The organism is Nonomuraea mesophila (assembly GCF_004352805.1).
GTDB classification, from domain to species: domain Bacteria; phylum Actinomycetota; class Actinomycetes; order Streptosporangiales; family Streptosporangiaceae; genus Nonomuraea; species Nonomuraea longispora.
Genome location: NZ_SMLD01000011.1, coordinates 18,086 through 33,987, shown reverse-complemented (window position 1 = coordinate 33,987; position 15,902 = coordinate 18,086). Strand labels below are relative to the sequence as shown.

Genomic DNA, 15,902 nt, shown 5'->3' with positions numbered 1-15,902 from the left:
TCATCTTCGCCGTAGGCTGGGCGGGTGCTCAGGTTGGTGTTGTCCCTCGCCCTGATCGACCCGACCGCCGTCACCGAGGTGTCCCAGCGCAACGTGCCCTCCGCCCGTGTCCTGACGCCTGACGGCGACCGCCTCGGCTACGCGCCGGTCGCGCGCCCCTACACGGGGGCGCGGCGCCTCACCGGGGTGCTGCTCGGTCACGATCCCGTCTCCCGGCGGGACGTGTTGTGCGGAGGTACGGTGATCGGCTCGCGCAGCCGCAGCCTCGTGCTGACGGCCGCGCACTGCCTCTACAACCACGGCCGGGTGCTCGAGAACCTGGCCTTCCTGCCCGGCTACGACGGCGGCCGGCCGGGGCTCGGCGTCTGGCCCGCCGTGCGCACGTGGGTGCCTGCGAGGTGGCGCAACCGGCCGTACTCACCGGGGCTGCTGCCGTACGACATCGGGCTGGTGGGAGTGGGGCGCGGCAAGCGCTCGCTGGAGGCCGTGACCGGCCGGGGCCTGCCGACGATGACCACGGCCAAGGGCACCACCCTGGAGGGCCTGGAACTGCTCGGCTACCCGGCGGGCAAGGGTTATCCGGGCACCCGGCTGTACCGGTGCGTGGGTGACGCCTCGGAGGCGATCTTCGAGGGGCCGGGGCTGATGGTCACCCGCAACTGCCACGCCGCCGCCGGCGGCAGCGGCGGGCCCGCGGTGTACGGCGGCTCCGTGGCGGGGGTCGTGTCGTCGTCCAGCCCGCTGAGCGACTCGAAGGGGTACACCGTGCTCGCCCGGCTCGGTGACAAGCCGTTCAAGCGCATGTTCGCCAGGGCCGACAGGACGATGCGCCTCAGGCAGCGCGACTGACCCCGCCGGACGCGGCTCTCGCGGCCGGCTCGGGGTCAGGTGGCGTGCTCGGCGATCTGCTCGCACAGCGCGTGGGTGGCCAGGGCGTCGCCGGCGTCGATCGCCCGGCCCTCGCGTACGGCGGCGAGGAACTCCAGGCAGATCTGCTCGATGCCGCGCTGCCTGGCCACCGGCACCCAGTCGGGCCGCCGGACGAGGCTCTCGCCGCCCTTGTACTCGATGACGTCGCCGAGGTTGACCACGCGCCGCTTGGCGCCGTCGCCCATGGCCTCGCAGGACTCCTCGGAGGCACCGCCGACCCGGTTCATGACGCCGATGGCGGTGAAGCCGTCGCCGGACAACTCCAGCACGATGTGCTCGATCAGGCGGTCGCTGACGCGGGTCCTGATCGTGGTGTCGGTGACCGGGCCGGGGGCGAGAAATCTGAGAGTGTCCGCCACGTGGATGAAGTCATCAAATATCACTCGCCGGGGCGTGTCGGGGTGGTTAGCGCGATTCTTCTCCATGAGCAGGAGATGACGCGGATGGGCGGCAAGTCCGACATATCCGGGCGCGTACCGGCGGTTGAACCCCACCATCAGAGACCGGCCCTCGGCCCTCGCCAGCCGCACGAGCCGCTCGGACTCGGCGAGGGTGTAGGCGATCGGCTTGTCGACGTAGACGTGCACGCCCGCCCTGAGCAGCGGCTCGACGATCTCGGGGTGGGCGTCGGTGGCGGCGTGCACGAACGCCGCCTCAACGCCGGCTTTGATCACTTCGTCCACGCTCGACGACCGGGCGGCGATCCGGTAGGTGTCGCCGAGCCGGTCCAGCCGGGCCGTGTTGCGTGTGCAGAGGTGCAGGTCGAGGGCGGGCTGCGCGGCGAGCACGGGAAGGTAGGCCTTCTCCGCGATATCGCCCAGGCCGATCAGAGCTGTCTTCACGCGTCGAGCGTAGCCTTGAGCGCGTCCTCGATCGGGGTGGGCGCCACGCCGAACATACGCTCGAACGCCGACGAGTCGAGCACGTAGGGCGCGACGAACTGGTAGCGCGTGTGCCGCAACTCGCCGAGGAAGGGCGAGAACAGCCCCACCGCCCGCAGCAGCGGCCAGGGCAGCTGCCACATCCGGGGGGCGGGCCGCCCCAGCAGCGCGGCCATCTTCTCCCCCAGCTGGCGGAAGGTCAGCGGCGCGCCGGTGGGCACGTGCCACGGCCTGCCCCAGGCCCGCTCGTCGCCGCCCGCCGTGATCAGCGCGTCGGCCACGTCCGGCAGGTACGTCCAGCTGTGCGGGATGTCGGCCGGCCAGACGAGCGGGACGGCCTTGCCCGCCCTGAGCGGCCCGATGAACCGTTCGCCCAGGTAGGACTGGTCGGTCGCGCCCGGCCCGAAGTAGTCGGAGCCGCGCACCTCGGTCACCCTGATCCGGCCGGCCCGGTGCGCGGCCAGCGCGTCGGTCCACATCTTCGCGCGTACCTGCATCTTGGGGGTGGTGGACGCGAGCGGCAGGTCCTCCGTCATCGGCACGGAGACCGGCCCGTACGGGTAGAGGTTGCCGAGGATCACCAGCACGGCGCCGCTCGACTCGGCGGCGGCCAGGAACGAGGCGGCCATCGGCGGCCAGTCGGTGAGCCAGCGGTGGTACTGCGGGTTGACGCAGTTGTAGAGGACGTCGGCGCCCTTGGTGACCTCGGTGAGCCTGGCCTGGTCGGCGACGTCGGCGGCCACCTTGACCGCCCCGTCGGGGCCGCGGCCCGAGCGGGTCACGACGACGACCTCGTGCCCCTGCGCGAGGAGCTTGGCGGCGAGATGTGAGCCGACCTGGCCGGAGCCCACGACGACGTGCTTGCCCATGTTCAGACCTGCTTCCAGATGATGCGGAGAACCGCGTTGACGACGAAGAGCGCCGCAAAGGCGGCCGTTCGTTACGAGAGCAATGCTCTCTTAAAAGAGCATTGCTCGTCAAGAGCAGTGCTCTCGTTTTTTGGCACTGCTCTGATAACGTGCTGGGCATGACTGCCAGCCGTACCGCAAGAGAACGTGTCAGGGCCGAGCTCACCAAGGAGATCACCGACATCGCGCGGCGCCAGCTCGCCACGGAGGGAGCGGGCGGCCTGTCGCTGCGGGCCGTCGCGCGGGAGATGGGCATGGTCTCCTCGGCCATCTACCGCTACTTCCCGAGCCGCGACGACCTGCTCACCGCGTTGATCGTCGACGGCTACAACGCGCTGGGCGAGGCGGTGGAGCAGGCCGAGTCCGCCCGCCCCCGCGACGACTTCCCCGGACGGTGGCTGGCCGCCTGCCACGCGGTGCGCGAGTGGGCCGTCGCACACCCGCACGAGTACGCCCTGATCTACGGCTCCCCCGTGCCCGGCTACCAGGCGCCGCAGGACACGATCGCGGCCAGGGTGCGCGACGTCGCCGCGTACGGCCGGATCGTCTCCGACGCCTGGGAGGCCGGCGCGATCACCCCGCCCGCGGACCACGGCCCCGAAGAGCTCGAACGCGACGCCGGCTCCTTCCATGAGCTCATGCCGGGCGTGCCCGACGCGGTGATCTGGCGGGCCGTCTCGGCGTGGACCGCACTGTACGGGTGGGTCAACTTCGAGGTGTTCGGCCAGTTCGACAACGTGATCGACCACCGCAGAACGGCTTTCGAGCACGCGATGCGCCTCGCGGCGGCCACGATAGGACTTGCTCAGTGACACTTACTAAGTTTTACTGAATACATGGCACGGAAGACGTCCGAGCTCGGCCGCTTCACCGACGTGGCGCTGCTGGTGCTCATCAGCCTGGCCGAAGGGCAGAAACACGGCTACCGGATGATCCATGACATCGAGGAGTTCTCGGGCACCGCGCTGGAGCCCGGCACGCTCTACGGCGCGCTGATGCGGCTGGAGGAACGCGGGTGGATCGAAGCGGTCGAGACGGCCGAGCGGCGCAAGCCGTACCGGATCACGGAGAGCGGGCGCGAGGCGCTGCGGGAGCAGCTCGCCACGCTGCGGCGCATCGAGCAGGCAGGCGCACGGCGCGCCGCGATCGTCTGGGGGACGGCATGATCCTGCGCCTCATCGCCGAGTCGGTGCTGAGCCTCTACCCGAGCGCGTGGCGGCAGCGCTACGGCGAGGAGGTCGCCGACCTGGTCGCCTCCCGCCCGGTGCGCGTACGCACGGTGCTCGACCTGATCGGGGGCGCCGCCGACGCGTGGCTCCACCACCGGCGCATCCCGGGGCGGCGGCCGTTCCACGTTCCCGCGACCGCGGTCCTGTGCGCCATGGGAATCACGCTGGCGTTGCTGTGGAATCCGGGTGTGCGTGACCTTCGGAACCTGCACCGCGTGTGGGCCGAGGCCGCCGGGGCCGCCGAGACCGCCGGAGCCACGGGAACGCTCACGCACACGCTGCAGGGGATGGCGACGTCGTTGTTCGTCACGGCGGGCCTCATGGCGACGCTGGTGGTGGTGATGATCGCGCTCGCCGCCTCCAGCGCCATGGGGAGCCTCGGGCAGGGGCTCGTGACGCGGGTGACGGCTCGTCGCGTGGTGTGGACGGCGGCGTTCGTCGCCGTTCCCATCGCGCTGCTGGGCTACGTCAGCTTCGCGCAGGCCTTCGCCGGTGCCGTTTTCCCCGTCGGGCCACTGGGTGACGCGATGGCGGGCGGCTTCTTCGTCCCGAGCATCCTGGCGCTGTCGTTGCCCGTGTTCATGGCGGCGGCGGAGGTTCCTTCGCTGGCGTCCGAGGTGCGGACCGGCGCCCGGGTGCTCGCGGTGGCGGCCATCGTCACCGCGCTGGCCTGGTTGCCCGTCGCGACCCTGATGCTGCTCGGCATGGCGCAGGCGTCGTGGCCGTTCGTGACGGCGGTCACCGCGAGCGCGCTGGTCAGCGTCTGCATGGCCGCCCTGGCCGCGCGGCTCGCGCTGCGGCAGGGCCGCACCGCGAGGGTCCGGCTCACCGCCGCTTGAGCAGCGGCACCAGCACCTCGTCCACGATCTCGACCACGAGGCTGTCCGGGATGGGCGTGCCCTGGAAGAGGAAATGGTGCCGCAGCAGCGCCTGCCCGGCGTCGAGCCGTCGAGGGGTGACGTCGCGGGGATCGACCTCGCCTCTCTCGACGGCCCGGCGGACGATCTCCTCCATCATCTTCCTCGCGACGCCCTGCGTGCCCCTGCGCATGGCGCTCAGCGGCGACTCGTTGCGCAGCGCCTCGCCGAGCAGGCCGCGCAGCGCCTCGCCGGCCGGGCCCGACAACGCCTGCGCGGTCCGGCTCAGCATCGCCACCAGGTCGTCGCGGAAGTTGCCGGTGTCGGGCGAGGACTCCGGGGTGGGCAGCGCACTGTAGACCGCCTCCATCACCAGCTCGATGCGGGAGGGCCAGCGCCGGTAGAGCGAGGCCTTGCTGGCCCTCGCCCGCTCGGCGACCCGTTCCATGGTCAGCCCGGCGTAGCCGACCTCGGCCAGCTCGTCGAGCGTCGCCTGGAAGATGGCCGCGTTGAGCGCCTCGCCCCGGCGTCGCGGCAGCTTGCGGTGGTCGGTGACCATGACATGCATCCTAGGTAGCGCGGGCGACCGTGCCCGCCCCGCCGTCGACGGTGACGATCTCGCCGTCCTGGAGCACCGACGTACCCGTGCCCGTGCCCATGACGGCCGGGATGCCGTATTCCCTGGCCACGATCGCCGCGTGCGAGCCCGCGCCACCCGTGTCGACGACCACGGCCGCCGCCTGCTGGAAGAGCGGCGTCCACGAGGGGTTCGTGTACGGGCAGACGAGCACGTCGCCGCCGTTCAGCCTGCCGAAGTCGGCCGGCTCCCTGATCAGCCTCACCGGCCCGGTCGCGACGCCCCCGCTCGCGGGCGACCCGGTGAGCAGCGCGTCGCCCGTGGCCTGGGGCGGGAAGACCTCGGCCGGGTCGATCAGCCGCACACCGGTCAGCTCCTCCCGCTTGGCCGCCCGCGCCCTGACCTTCTCGCGCAGCCGCTCCCTGTCGTCCGCGGACAGCGCCGTCACGTCCGCGATCGTTTCCAGCTCCTCCAGCCGCAGGTGGAAGACGTCCTCCGCGCGGTCGAGCACCCACACGTCGACGAGGCGGCGGCCGATCTCCAGCAGCGACCTGCGCAGGACGGGCTGCGGCAGCGTGAAGGAGAAGTGGCTGTCCTCGCGGAAGGCGACGCCCGCACGAGCCGCCGCCACCCGGCGCCGCATCCGGGCGCGGCGGCGCTCGGAGCGCAGGCGCGGGTGACGGAGCAGGCGGTCGAGCGCGTCCTCGCCCTCCTTCTTCTCGGGTGGGGCGCCGGCCAGCGACCTGACCAGGCCGAGTACGGCCTCAGGAGCGTCCGCCCAGGTCGGCGGGGTGACGAGGATGGGGCTCGACGTCTCCCGGTGACCGTACTCGGCGAGGAACGTCCGCAGCCCGGCCTCGAACTCGGGCGGCAGCGGGTCCGCGTCGAGCGCGCCGGTGCGCCTGGCCACCTGTGCGAGCCGCTCCAGCGCCTCGTTGGCGTCGGTCGTACGGGTACGCGCCCCGTGCAGCAGGTCGCCGAACAGCTCGCGGCGGCCCAGCAGCCGGACCGCCACCAGCAGCCGCACCAGCGCGAGCCCCGAGCCCGGCAGGTAGTCCATGCGCAGCCCGGCCACCGGCTGCACGACGTCGAGCACCTCCCTCGGCACGCGGACCAGCCGCTCCCACGACATCGACCCGAGATCGCGCGCGGCCAGTTCCTTGGCCTCGCGGAGGAAGTCGCGGTAGCGCGGGTCCTCGGTCCAGCGGGCGGGGTCGTACCGTCGGGCCCTGGCCAGGAGCCGGAACGGGGTGAGCAACATCCTCGGCATCGGACGCGGCTTCGGCGGCACGAGCTGGTAGACCACCCCCTCCTCCTCACGCAGGAACCCCTCGAACGCACCGCGGATCCCGAACGACGAGGTGACCTTGGCCATGAGCCCGGCAGGGCCGTACGGCAGCCAGGTCGTCACGTCGATCGGGTACGGCCGCTCAGGGAGGTATTCGAGCAGGACGGTCATCAGCCGGCGCTGGACCGGGTTGAGCTTCCCGACCGGTGGCGGCGGCAGCGCGGTCATCGGCCGCGCCTGCAGCAGGTGCACCCGGCCGCCCGCGTAGGCCCACTCGATGTCCTGGGGACGCCCGAAGTGCGCTTCGACGCCCCTGCCGAGCCGGGCCAGCTCCTCGACCACCGCATCGGGCAGCCGCTCGGCGGTGCCCGCCGCTCCGGTCTCGCGGCTGACGCCGCCGCCCGAGGCGCCCTTGATGACCACCTCGCGGCGGCCCGGCGTGAAGTCGACGTGCCCGGAGGCGCCCACCACATAGTGGTCGGGCGTGACGAGACCGGAGACGACGGCCTCCCCCAGGCCGCTGCTGGCGTCGATGACGAGTTGCGCGCGGTCGCCGGTGACAGGGTTCGCGGTGAACATGACCCCGGCCATCTCGGCCTCCACCATGCTCTGCACGACCACCGCGATCCGCACCCCTGTGCCGTCGATGGACAACCTCGCGCGGTACGCCTTCGCGCGGTCGGTCCACAACGAACCCCAGCAGCGGCGCACGGCGTCGAGCAGCGCCTGCTCGCCGACCACGTTGAGGTAGGTGTCCTGCTGGCCGGCGAACGCGGCCCCCGGCAGGTCCTCGGCGGTGGCGCTCGAACGTACGGCGACGGGCCCGCCGCCCAGCCCGGCGTAGGCGCCGGCGATCGCCTCCGCCAGGTCGGCGGGCAGCTCGGCGCGCTCGAAGTGCTCGCGCGTGTCGTGGCCCCGCGCCACCAGCTCGTACGCGCGGGTGGTGACGACGAAGCCACCCGGCACGGGCAGGCCCGTCCTGACCAGCTCCCCCAGGTTCGCGCCCTTGCCACCGGCCACGGCCAGGTCGTCATGGCCGAAGGCGTCCAGGGGTGCGACGAGTCTCCCGGTCTCGTCCCGGCTTTCTCGGCTTCTCTCGGCTTTCACGTCATCTCCTCGTCATCACGACTTCTCCGGACTCGCGACCACGACCCGCTTCCGGCGTACGGCCGCGGCGCGGTCACACCTCTCGCCTTTCGCGCCGGTCGTCAGCGTTCACGGCCGGTTCCCGGCTTCCACCGCCTCGTCCTCGGCGTGGGCGGTGGTGCGCAGGGGCCGCGCCGGCAGCAAGATCGCCAGCACGAACGCCACCACCAGCAGCGGCGCCATGGCCGCGAACACCGGCGGCACGGCGGCGGCGAAGGCCTCGCGCACACCGGCGGGCAGGGCCGTGGGATCGGTGGCGGTGATGCCGGACCTCATGGTGATCAGGGCACCCACCAGCGCGACCCCGGCCGAGGCACCGATCTGGCGCAGGAACGTCACCGACGAGGTGGCGGTGCCGAGGTCGGCGTACTCCACGGCGTTCTGCGCGGCCAGCACCATGGTCTGCATGACGAGCCCGACGCCCAGCCCGGTCAGCAGCATGGCCAGGGCGAGCCCGAGCGCCGAAGCGCCGGCCAGGCCCATCAGCCCGAGCCCGGTCGCCGCCACGGCCGTGCCGGCGACGGGGTAGGCCTTGTACTTGCCGGTGCGCGTGATCAGCCGGCCGGACACGACGGTCGTGACCAGCACGCCGCCCATGAGCGCGGTCACCAGCAGCCCCGCCTGCGTCGCGCTGGTGCCCGTGGCGATCTGCAGGTAGGCCGGCATGTACGTGATCGTCCCGAACAGCGCGAACCCGATGAGCAGGCTGATCGCCACGGGGATCGCGAAGGCCCGGTCGCGGAAGAGCCGCAGCGGCAGGATCGGGTCCTTGGCGTACCGGGTGCTGATCAGCCAGGCCACCAGCCCGGCAGCGGCCACGACCAGGTGAACGGGGTCGCGGGTCTGCCCCACCATGACCACGCCGACCACGGCGACGGCCAGGGTGAGCGCGCCCGCCACGTCGAGCGGCGCCCGCGTACGGGGCTTCGGCAGCCGCAACGTGACGCTCAGCACGATCAGTGCGATCAGGCCGAGCGGCGGGTAGATGGCGAAGATCCACCGCCAGCTCAGCCGGTCGATGAACAGCCCGCCGACCAGCGGCCCGCCCACGGCGGCCACGACGTAGGCGGCCCCGATGAAGCCGAGGTAGCGGCCCCTTTCGCGAGGGCTGACGATCTCGCCGATGATGGCCTGGGCGCCGATCATGAGGCCGCCGCCGCCCAGCCCCTGCACGGCGCGGAAGGCGATGAACTGCGGCATCGAGGTGGCCAGCGCGCACAGCACGGCTCCGGCCATGAACACCACGATGGCCACCTGCATGGTGGGCTTGCGGCCGTACCTGTCGCCGAGCTTGCCGTAGACGGGCATGACCACGGTGGCGGCGACGAGGTAGGCGGTGACAACGGCCGGCATCTGGTCGAGCCCGCCCAGGCTGCCCGCCACGGCCGGGAGCGCGGGCGCCATGATCGTCTGGTCGAGCGCGCCCAGCAGCATCGTCAGAATGAGGCCCGACAACACGAAGCCCATGACATCGCCCCCTAGAGAACGTATCGTTCTCTAACCACCATAGACCTCACCCATTGAGAACGCAACGTTTTCTAAACAGCCGGCTCCGGGCCATCACGCTGTGCAGGCCGCCGGGCTTCCCTGGACGCACGCCAGGACCGGGCCCGCGGCACGGCCCACCGCAGGCCACCGCATGTCCGGAACGCATCACGCCACCCTTGCGAGAGGACGACCGCCGCCGCCGGCGACCTCGCGGACGACCTCACGGCCACGTGCCTAAGTGGCGGCCAGGACGGCGTCGCCGTTCTCCTCGGCCCACCGGGTGAGCATGGCGATCGGCTCGATCAGGGTCGTGCCGAGTTCGGTGAGGTCGTACTCGACCCGTGGCGGCACCTCGGCATGGGCCTCCCTGCTGACCAGCCCGTACCGCTGGAGCCGCCGAAGGGTCTGGGTGAGCATCTTCTTGGAGATCCCGCCGATCAGATCGACCAGTTCGCCGTGCCGGCGTGGTCCGCGGCTGAGCGCGTACAACACCACGACCGACCACTTGTCCGCGATCACCTCGACCGCCAGCCGGGCGGGGCAGTCAGCGAGAAAAACGTCGCCATAGCCGGGAAAGTCACCCATGGTTCCCAGGGTACCCAGCGGTTCCCCTCGGCTTCCTACATTGGGATCATGACTGAGCAGAAGCTGCCGGCGTGCGCGCACAGATTGTTCGAAACCGACCGCTACGCCACTTTCGTCACCGTCAACCCCGACGGCTCGCCCCAGGTCAGCCTCATGTGGGTGTCACAGGATGGGGACGACCTGGTGTTCGGCGTCGAAGCCCACCGGGTCAAGGTCCGCAACCTGCGGTCGAATCCGCGGGTCACGGTGCTCGTCGAGGACGACAGGAACTCTCCGGAGGGGCTGCGACAGCACCTCGTCGTACGCGGCACCGTGACCTTCGAAGGCCCCGGCATTCCTGACAGGTTCGCCACCTTCATGGACCGGCAGGCACAGCGCTACCTCGGCACCGGCTATCCCTTCGCCAACCGAACCTCGCCGACCGCACTGATCGGCCGCATCAAGGTGGAGCGGGTGTCGGGCATCGGCCCCTGGGCCGCCTGACGGGCGGCCGGGCCGCGAGCTCTCGGGGCCGGGCCGGCGCGATGCGGCGGATCGGCCGGCCGGCGTCCTCACCGTCGCGTCATGACGCCCAGGCTCGTGCCGTGCGTACGATCTCCTCCAGGTGCCCGCTGTGCGCGCCGTGCCAGTAGACCTGGCCGCACTCCCCGCACCGGCCGTACGCGTCGTAGCTGCGCCGCGTGCCGGCCGCCAGCAGCGGCTCGACCTCGACCTTGTCGACCTGCTCCAGCTCGCCGTTGCACGCCGTGCAGCGGGTCCACGGGCGCAGCGGCGGCGCGAAGCGCTCCAGCAGGTCACGGAGCTGGTCGGCGGGGCGCGAGCCGCGGACATACGCGCCCAGCCACAACGCGCGGCGGCGCAGCAGGCCGCGGTCCTGCGTCAGCAGCACCCGGCGTTCCTCGTTCGCCTGCACCACCAGCTCCGGGTCGTCCATGTCGTTGTGGTAGGCGGTGTCGACGCCGAGCAGCCGCAACCGCCGCGCCAGCGTCCCCAGGTGCACGTCCAGCAGGAACCGCGGCTCCTCGGGCAACTGCTGCGGGCGCGGCACCGGGTGCACCTCCACCACGTCGCCCGGCGCGGGCTGGTAGGACGGCGGCACGCCGCGATCGCCGGCCAGGATCATCGGGCCGACCTCCGTCAGCGGGATGCCGATCGACTCGACGTGGTGCCCCAGCGTGGAGGTGCCGTCGGGAGCCACCTCCTGCCACTCCCGTCGCCGGCTCACCGACAGGAACAACCTCAGCTCGGAGGCGATGCGCAGGCGTGCAGTCACAATCCCCATTGTGGAGGACCGGACCGCGGGAGTTCATGCCGATATCTCCCGGCGGGGGGCTCACCGCAGCGGCGGATCCGCGTTCTTCGCCCGCTCCAGCGCCAGATCGGCCCACCACTCACCGAGCTCCGGGGACACGACGCCGCGCTCGGGGTCCTTCTCCCCGCCGGTGCCGCGCCTGCACCGGCCGCCCGACGTGCCCGGCCGCGCGATCCACAGGTACGCGTCGGCCAGCTCCTCACCCGTCTCCGTGGTGGGCCGCGGGCCGACGCCCCTGCCCGGAGGGTTGCACCACACCTGCGGGTCGTCGTACTTCTTCGCCGGCTTCCACGCGCCCTGGCCGTTCCTGGCCGTATCGACCACGAAGTGCGGCATCCTCGACCGGTCCACCGGCGCGTCCAGCGGGCAGTCGTCGCGGCCCGTGCCGAGCTGGACGCTGACGCAGGCCGACAGCGCCTTGCCGTACTCGACGCTCTCGTCCGTACGCTGGAATCCGGCGGTGTTGACGAAGAACCCGTCCGCCTCCTCGATCCCCGCCCCGATCAGCCGCCGCGCCATGACGTCGGTGCCCGGCCAGAAGTCCTGGCTGCCGTCGAGGTAGACCGCCGTGCGGGGGTTGGACTTGAGGCTGCGTACGGCCTGCCTGAGGTCCCGGTAACGCTGATCCGGGGAGCCGTCCTTGTCGCACTTCTCCGTCCCCGGCAGCTTGACCAGGCTCGACGGCTCCAGGATGACCACCGCCCGGGCCTGGCCGATCTGGCGGGCGACGCCCTTGACCCACTCCTGGTACGCGGCCAGGGCCGCCGGCTCGACCGGCCGGCAGTCGCCGCCCGGCAGGCGGTCGACCAGGAACACCGGTACGCCTCCCCGCTCGCCCGCCGCCCTGATCGTTTCGTTGATCCTCGACCTGACCTCGGGCCGGTCGAGGCGGATGGCATGGGGGACCGCGGCCAGCCTGCTCATCAGCTCCGCGTCACCGGGGCGCTCCTTCGCCCACAGCGCCGCCTGCCTGCTCGCGCCCGGCTCGGGAGGAGAGTAGAACGAGACCTCGGACCGGGCCCTGAGCGGGTTCTCCCGGGCCTGTCGCGTCGCGCCGGCGTCGTTGCGTGCGGGGGTGGAGCCGGTGCCCGCGCTGCCCTGATCACGCCACATGAGCGCCGCCGACACCCCGGCCACCGCCACGATCACAGCCGACGCGGCCGCCACCACCTTGCGCTGCCTGCCCGCCGCCGGCCTGTGCCGGGGCTCACCGCCTTCTCCGCCCGCGGGAACGTCCGGCGGTTCGTGGTCTCCCGGATGGTGCGGCCCTCCGGCGCCGTCACCGGCGCGGCCGCCGGGGCCGGTCGTCCCCGGGCTGACACCCGGGCCGGTCGTCCCTGTGGTGGCACCCGGGCCGGTGGTCCCCGTGGTGGCACCCGGGCCGGTCGTCCCCGTGGTGGCACCCGGGCCGGTTCCCGAAGTGGCACCCGAGCCTGTCGTTCCCGCGGTGACGCCCTGAGCGGTCGGCCGCCCGCCTCCTGCGCCTCCCGGCAGCGCCGTACCGCCCGCGGAGGCGCCGCTGCCCGGCATGTCCGAGGCGCTGAGGCGGTCCATCAGGTCCTGGGCCGTGGGACGCAGCGCCGGATTCTTCGTCAGCGACGCCACCACCAGCTCCCGCAGCGGCCCCGTGAGCCCGCGCAGGTCAGGGGTCTCGTTGACGATGCGCAGCAGGACCGTCGGCACCGAACCCGACCCGAACGGCGACACGCCCCCGGCGGCGAAGGCGACCGTACAGCCCCACGAGAAGATGTCCGACGCCGGCCCGATGGTGGCGCCCGACACCTGCTCGGGCGACATGTACGACGGCGTCCCCACGATCGCGCTGCTCACCTCCGCGTCCGCGAGCTGCGCGATGCCGAAGTCGATGACCTTCGGCCCCACCTGCGACAGCAGGACATTGGACGGCTTGAGATCGCGATGCACCACCCCGGCCCCGTGGATGGCGCGCAGGGCCATGGCCATCGAGGCAGCCAGCCCGTCGAGCGCCGAGCCCTTGAGCGGCCCCGAGGACTGCACGACGTCACCGAGGCTCGGCCCCTCGACATATTCGGTGACCAGGTAGGCCACGTCGCCCTCGACGTCGGCGTCGAGGACGGGAGCGGTGCAGAACCGGGCGACCCGCTTGGCGGCCGACACCTCGCGGGCGAAACGACGCCGGAAGCCGGGGTCGGCGTCCATCCTGGCGTGGATCAGCTTGACGGCCACCTGCGTGCCGTCAGGGGCGCGGCCCAGGTAGACGACGCCCATGCCGCCCTCGCCCAGCCGGCCCAGGAGGGTGTACGGGCCCACCTGCCTGGGGTCTCCGTCTCTCAGCGCCTCCATGGTCATAGACGGTCAGGTTAACCCCCGGCCGCCGGGACCTCCATGCGCCACTGGTTCCATTCGTCGAACAGCTCGAACCCCATGGCCTCGTTGATGGCGAGCATGTGACGGTTGCTGGTGGCGTTCCAGGTGATCACACGCTCGATGTGCGGCTCGCGTTCGCGCAACCACAGCAGGTTGCCCACCTTGAGCAGCAGGCCCAGAAGGTGGCCGCGGTGCGCGCCGAGCACCGTCGTGTCGGCCTGGCCCGCCCAGCCGTCGGAGCGGTCGGCGTTGACGTAGATGCGCGTGTAGCCCGCGGGGGCGCCGTCGCGGTCGCGGCGGGCGATCGAGGTGTAGCAGGTCTGGCCCCCGGGGGTGATGCCCTCCTCCCGGTGGCGTACGCGCTCGGGGCTGAAGATTGAGTCCTCGACGCCGCTGTCGCGCGGGGCGTCGTTCATGCCGCCCATCAGCGTGGCGAGATCGGGCACCAGCTCGGGACCCGCCGGCCCCACGAACCGTTCGACGTGGTAACCGTCGACCTCGGGCATCATGCGTTCGAGCGCCGCCCGGTCCGCCCTGCGCAGGTCGAGCACGCGGCGGGCCTCGACGAGCGCCACCTCCATGCCGCGGGCCCGCGCGAAACGGGCGCCGGCCCCGGTCGTGGGCGTCTCCGCGAGCAGCAGGCGCCTGCCGTGGTGGCGCAGGCGGCCGAGCGCGTGCGCGAACAACTCCGCCCCGAGCCCGCGACGCTGGCGTTCCGGATGTACGGCGAACGGGGCGAGCACCCCGATGTGAGCGTTGTCGAGCAGCGGGAGCGACAGGCCATAGCCGCCCACCACCTTGCCGTCCTCGACGGCCACCCAGACCTCGCCCCGCCGGCCGGGGCCGGGCCTGCAGAAATCCCTGCGGAAACGGGCGAGCCGCGGCTGGGGACCGCGGTCGTCTGCCGCGGCGGCGGCCACATAGGCGTCGTACAGGCCCGCGACCAGGTCGTCCGACCGGCCGTCAAGGCCGATCGGCCGGCCGTCGAGGCCGCCCCGCTGACCGTCAAGGCCGTCGAGGCCGCCCCGCTGACCGTCAAGGCCGTCCGGCTGGCCGTCGAGGGCGATCGGCTGGATCCGCATGAGGTCAGCAAAGCGCACCCGCGGCGGCCGGGCGACAGGTTTTTCCGCCGCCTACTGGCGGTAGTTCTCCACCTCGCGGGCCGGCCTGGCCGCGGCGCCGTCGGGGTCCTCACCCGCGTTACGCCTGGCCCGGCGCTGCCTGAGCAGGTCCCAGCACTGGTCGAGGGCCGTCTCCAGCTCCTTGACGCGCGCGTGTTCCTCGTCGGTGGTCACCTCGCCCGCGGCCAGCTTGTCGCGCAGCGTGTGCTCCTCGCTGACCAGAGCGCTGATCCTGGTGAGAATCTCGTCGTCCCGCATGCTCCAGACTCTAATCACCGCGTGATAGAAGACGCCCTATGTCTGGTATTGCGCTGGTAAGGAAGCCCGGCCCCCGCATCGCCGAAGGAATCGTCACCCACATCGAACGCGAACCCGTGGACCACCGGCGAGCCCTCGCCCAGCATGACGCGTACGTCGAGGCCCTGGCGGACGCCGGATGGCGGCCCGTCCACGTGCCGCCCGCCGACGACCTGCCCGACGCGCCGTTCGTGGAGGACGCCGTGGTGGTGTCGGGGCGGCTGGCGGTGCTGACCAGGCCGGGTGCGCCGGAGCGGCGGCCGGAGGTGGAGTCGGTGGCGGCGGCCGTACACGACCTCGGGCTGACGGCGGTCAGGATCGCCGAGCCGGGCACGCTCGACGGCGGCGACGTGCTGCAGACCGGCGACACCCTGTACGCCGGCAGGTCCGCGCGCACCAACGACCAGGGAATCGCCCAGCTGGCGGCCCTCCTTCCCGAACGCGAGGTCGTGCCCGTGACCATGCGGGGCGTGCTGCACCTCAAATCCGGGGTGACCGCGCTGCCCGACGGGACGCTCATCGGCGATCCCCGCCACGTGGACCTGCCCGGGCTGCTCGTGCCGCAGGAGGAGCCGGGCGCGCACGTGGTGCCGCTCGGGGGCGACCGCGTCCTGCTGGCCGCGTCGGCGCCGCGTACCGCCGCCATGCTCGAACAGCGCGGACTCGCCGTGACGACCGTCGACATCTCCGAGTACGAGAAACTCGAAGGCTGCGTGACCTGCCTCAGCGTCCTCATCCCCGACTGAGCGCCGCCCCGGCACTTGGCTCAGCCTCGACCCGCTTCTCAAGATCTGAGACCCGGGACGGCGCATGGCGAGACGTCTGGTAGCGTTCCTGTCATGCTGCGCGGCCTCCTGCTTAGCTGCCGCGGCGGGGGCCTCTAAGGCCGGCTCCCTCGCCGCGGAGCCTGTCGTGCGCGTCGGCCGCTTCCTTCCGT

16 protein-coding genes are annotated in these 15,902 nt (G+C 72.2%); 6 read left to right on the top strand and 10 right to left on the bottom strand.

The window, feature by feature from the left end; all coding sequences use genetic code 11:
- Positions 1-24: 24 nt before the first annotated feature.
- Positions 25-849 carry a trypsin-like serine peptidase gene (locus E1295_RS06550; protein ID WP_132628767.1) on the top strand — a complete coding sequence of 275 codons (825 nt, stop codon included), beginning with the start codon at positions 25-27 and terminating at the stop codon, positions 847-849.
- Between the two features lie 35 nt (positions 850-884).
- On the opposite strand, the gene E1295_RS06545 is transcribed toward E1295_RS06550, so the two are convergent.
- Both E1295_RS06545 and E1295_RS06540 read right to left on the bottom strand, forming a co-directional pair.
- Positions 885-1,772: a Gfo/Idh/MocA family protein gene (locus E1295_RS06545; protein WP_132628766.1), complete on the bottom strand. Its 888-nt coding sequence runs from the start codon at positions 1,770-1,772 to the stop codon at positions 885-887.
- Complete coding sequence (locus tag E1295_RS06540) at positions 1,769-2,680, bottom strand: NAD-dependent epimerase/dehydratase family protein (RefSeq protein WP_132628765.1); 912 nt, start codon at positions 2,678-2,680, stop codon at positions 1,769-1,771. Before E1295_RS06540 ends, E1295_RS06545 begins: the two co-directional genes overlap by 4 nt.
- 158 nt (positions 2,681-2,838) lie before the next feature.
- Here E1295_RS06540 and E1295_RS06535 point away from each other — a divergent pair, with 158 nt between their 5' ends.
- From E1295_RS06535 to E1295_RS48520, 3 genes are read left to right on the top strand one after another with little or no spacing between them, the layout of a single operon-like run.
- On the top strand, positions 2,839-3,531 hold the full coding sequence (locus E1295_RS06535; protein WP_132628764.1) for a TetR/AcrR family transcriptional regulator: 693 nt from the start codon (positions 2,839-2,841) through the stop codon (positions 3,529-3,531).
- Positions 3,532-3,555: 24 nt separating this feature from the next.
- Positions 3,556-3,885, top strand: coding sequence for a PadR family transcriptional regulator (locus E1295_RS06530; RefSeq protein WP_132628763.1), 330 nt, complete (start codon positions 3,556-3,558; stop codon positions 3,883-3,885).
- Positions 3,882-4,787: a hypothetical protein gene (locus tag E1295_RS48520; protein WP_166427104.1), complete on the top strand. Its 906-nt coding sequence runs from the start codon at positions 3,882-3,884 to the stop codon at positions 4,785-4,787. The genes E1295_RS06530 and E1295_RS48520 overlap by 4 nt, the downstream gene beginning before the upstream one ends.
- Here E1295_RS48520 and E1295_RS06520 read toward each other — a convergent pair.
- From E1295_RS06520 to E1295_RS06505, 4 genes are all read right to left on the bottom strand, one after another.
- The gene (locus E1295_RS06520) at positions 4,774-5,373 is read right to left on the bottom strand and encodes a TetR/AcrR family transcriptional regulator (RefSeq protein ID WP_220448567.1); all 600 of its coding nucleotides are present in this window, start codon (positions 5,371-5,373) and stop codon (positions 4,774-4,776) included. The two genes, E1295_RS48520 and E1295_RS06520, sit on opposite strands and share 14 nt — an antisense overlap.
- 1 nt (position 5,374) lies before the next feature.
- Positions 5,375-7,777, bottom strand: coding sequence for a PEP/pyruvate-binding domain-containing protein (locus E1295_RS06515; protein WP_132628761.1), 2,403 nt, complete (start codon positions 7,775-7,777; stop codon positions 5,375-5,377).
- Between the two features lie 108 nt (positions 7,778-7,885).
- A complete protein-coding gene (locus E1295_RS06510; protein WP_132628760.1) occupies positions 7,886-9,283 on the bottom strand; it encodes an MDR family MFS transporter in 1,398 nt (465 codons plus the stop codon).
- Positions 9,284-9,538: 255 nt separating this feature from the next.
- Positions 9,539-9,889 (bottom strand): winged helix-turn-helix transcriptional regulator, encoded by a 351-nt coding sequence (locus tag E1295_RS06505; RefSeq protein WP_132628759.1) that lies wholly within the window; start codon positions 9,887-9,889, stop codon positions 9,539-9,541.
- Positions 9,890-9,937: 48 nt separating this feature from the next.
- Between E1295_RS06505 and E1295_RS06500 the strand changes: the two genes are divergently transcribed.
- Complete coding sequence (locus E1295_RS06500; protein ID WP_132628758.1) at positions 9,938-10,372, top strand: TIGR03618 family F420-dependent PPOX class oxidoreductase; 435 nt, start codon at positions 9,938-9,940, stop codon at positions 10,370-10,372.
- 79 nt (positions 10,373-10,451) lie between these two features.
- On the opposite strand, the gene E1295_RS06495 is transcribed toward E1295_RS06500, so the two are convergent.
- From E1295_RS06495 to E1295_RS06480, 4 genes are read right to left on the bottom strand one after another with little or no spacing between them, the layout of a single operon-like run.
- Complete coding sequence (locus E1295_RS06495) at positions 10,452-11,171, bottom strand: Mut7-C RNAse domain-containing protein (protein WP_132628757.1); 720 nt, start codon at positions 11,169-11,171, stop codon at positions 10,452-10,454.
- A gap of 51 nt (positions 11,172-11,222) precedes the next feature.
- Complete coding sequence (locus E1295_RS06490; RefSeq protein ID WP_132628756.1) at positions 11,223-13,529, bottom strand: glycoside hydrolase family 6 protein; 2,307 nt, start codon at positions 13,527-13,529, stop codon at positions 11,223-11,225.
- A gap of 11 nt (positions 13,530-13,540) precedes the next feature.
- The gene (locus tag E1295_RS06485; RefSeq protein WP_132628755.1) at positions 13,541-14,629 is read right to left on the bottom strand and encodes a GNAT family N-acetyltransferase; all 1,089 of its coding nucleotides are present in this window, start codon (positions 14,627-14,629) and stop codon (positions 13,541-13,543) included.
- Between the two features lie 51 nt (positions 14,630-14,680).
- The gene (locus E1295_RS06480) at positions 14,681-14,926 is read right to left on the bottom strand and encodes a DUF2630 family protein (protein WP_132628754.1); all 246 of its coding nucleotides are present in this window, start codon (positions 14,924-14,926) and stop codon (positions 14,681-14,683) included.
- Between the two features lie 38 nt (positions 14,927-14,964).
- Between E1295_RS06480 and ddaH the strand changes: the two genes are divergently transcribed.
- A complete protein-coding gene (gene ddaH, locus E1295_RS06475; RefSeq protein ID WP_132628753.1) occupies positions 14,965-15,711 on the top strand; it encodes a dimethylargininase in 747 nt (248 codons plus the stop codon).
- Positions 15,712-15,902: the final 191 nt, after the last annotated feature.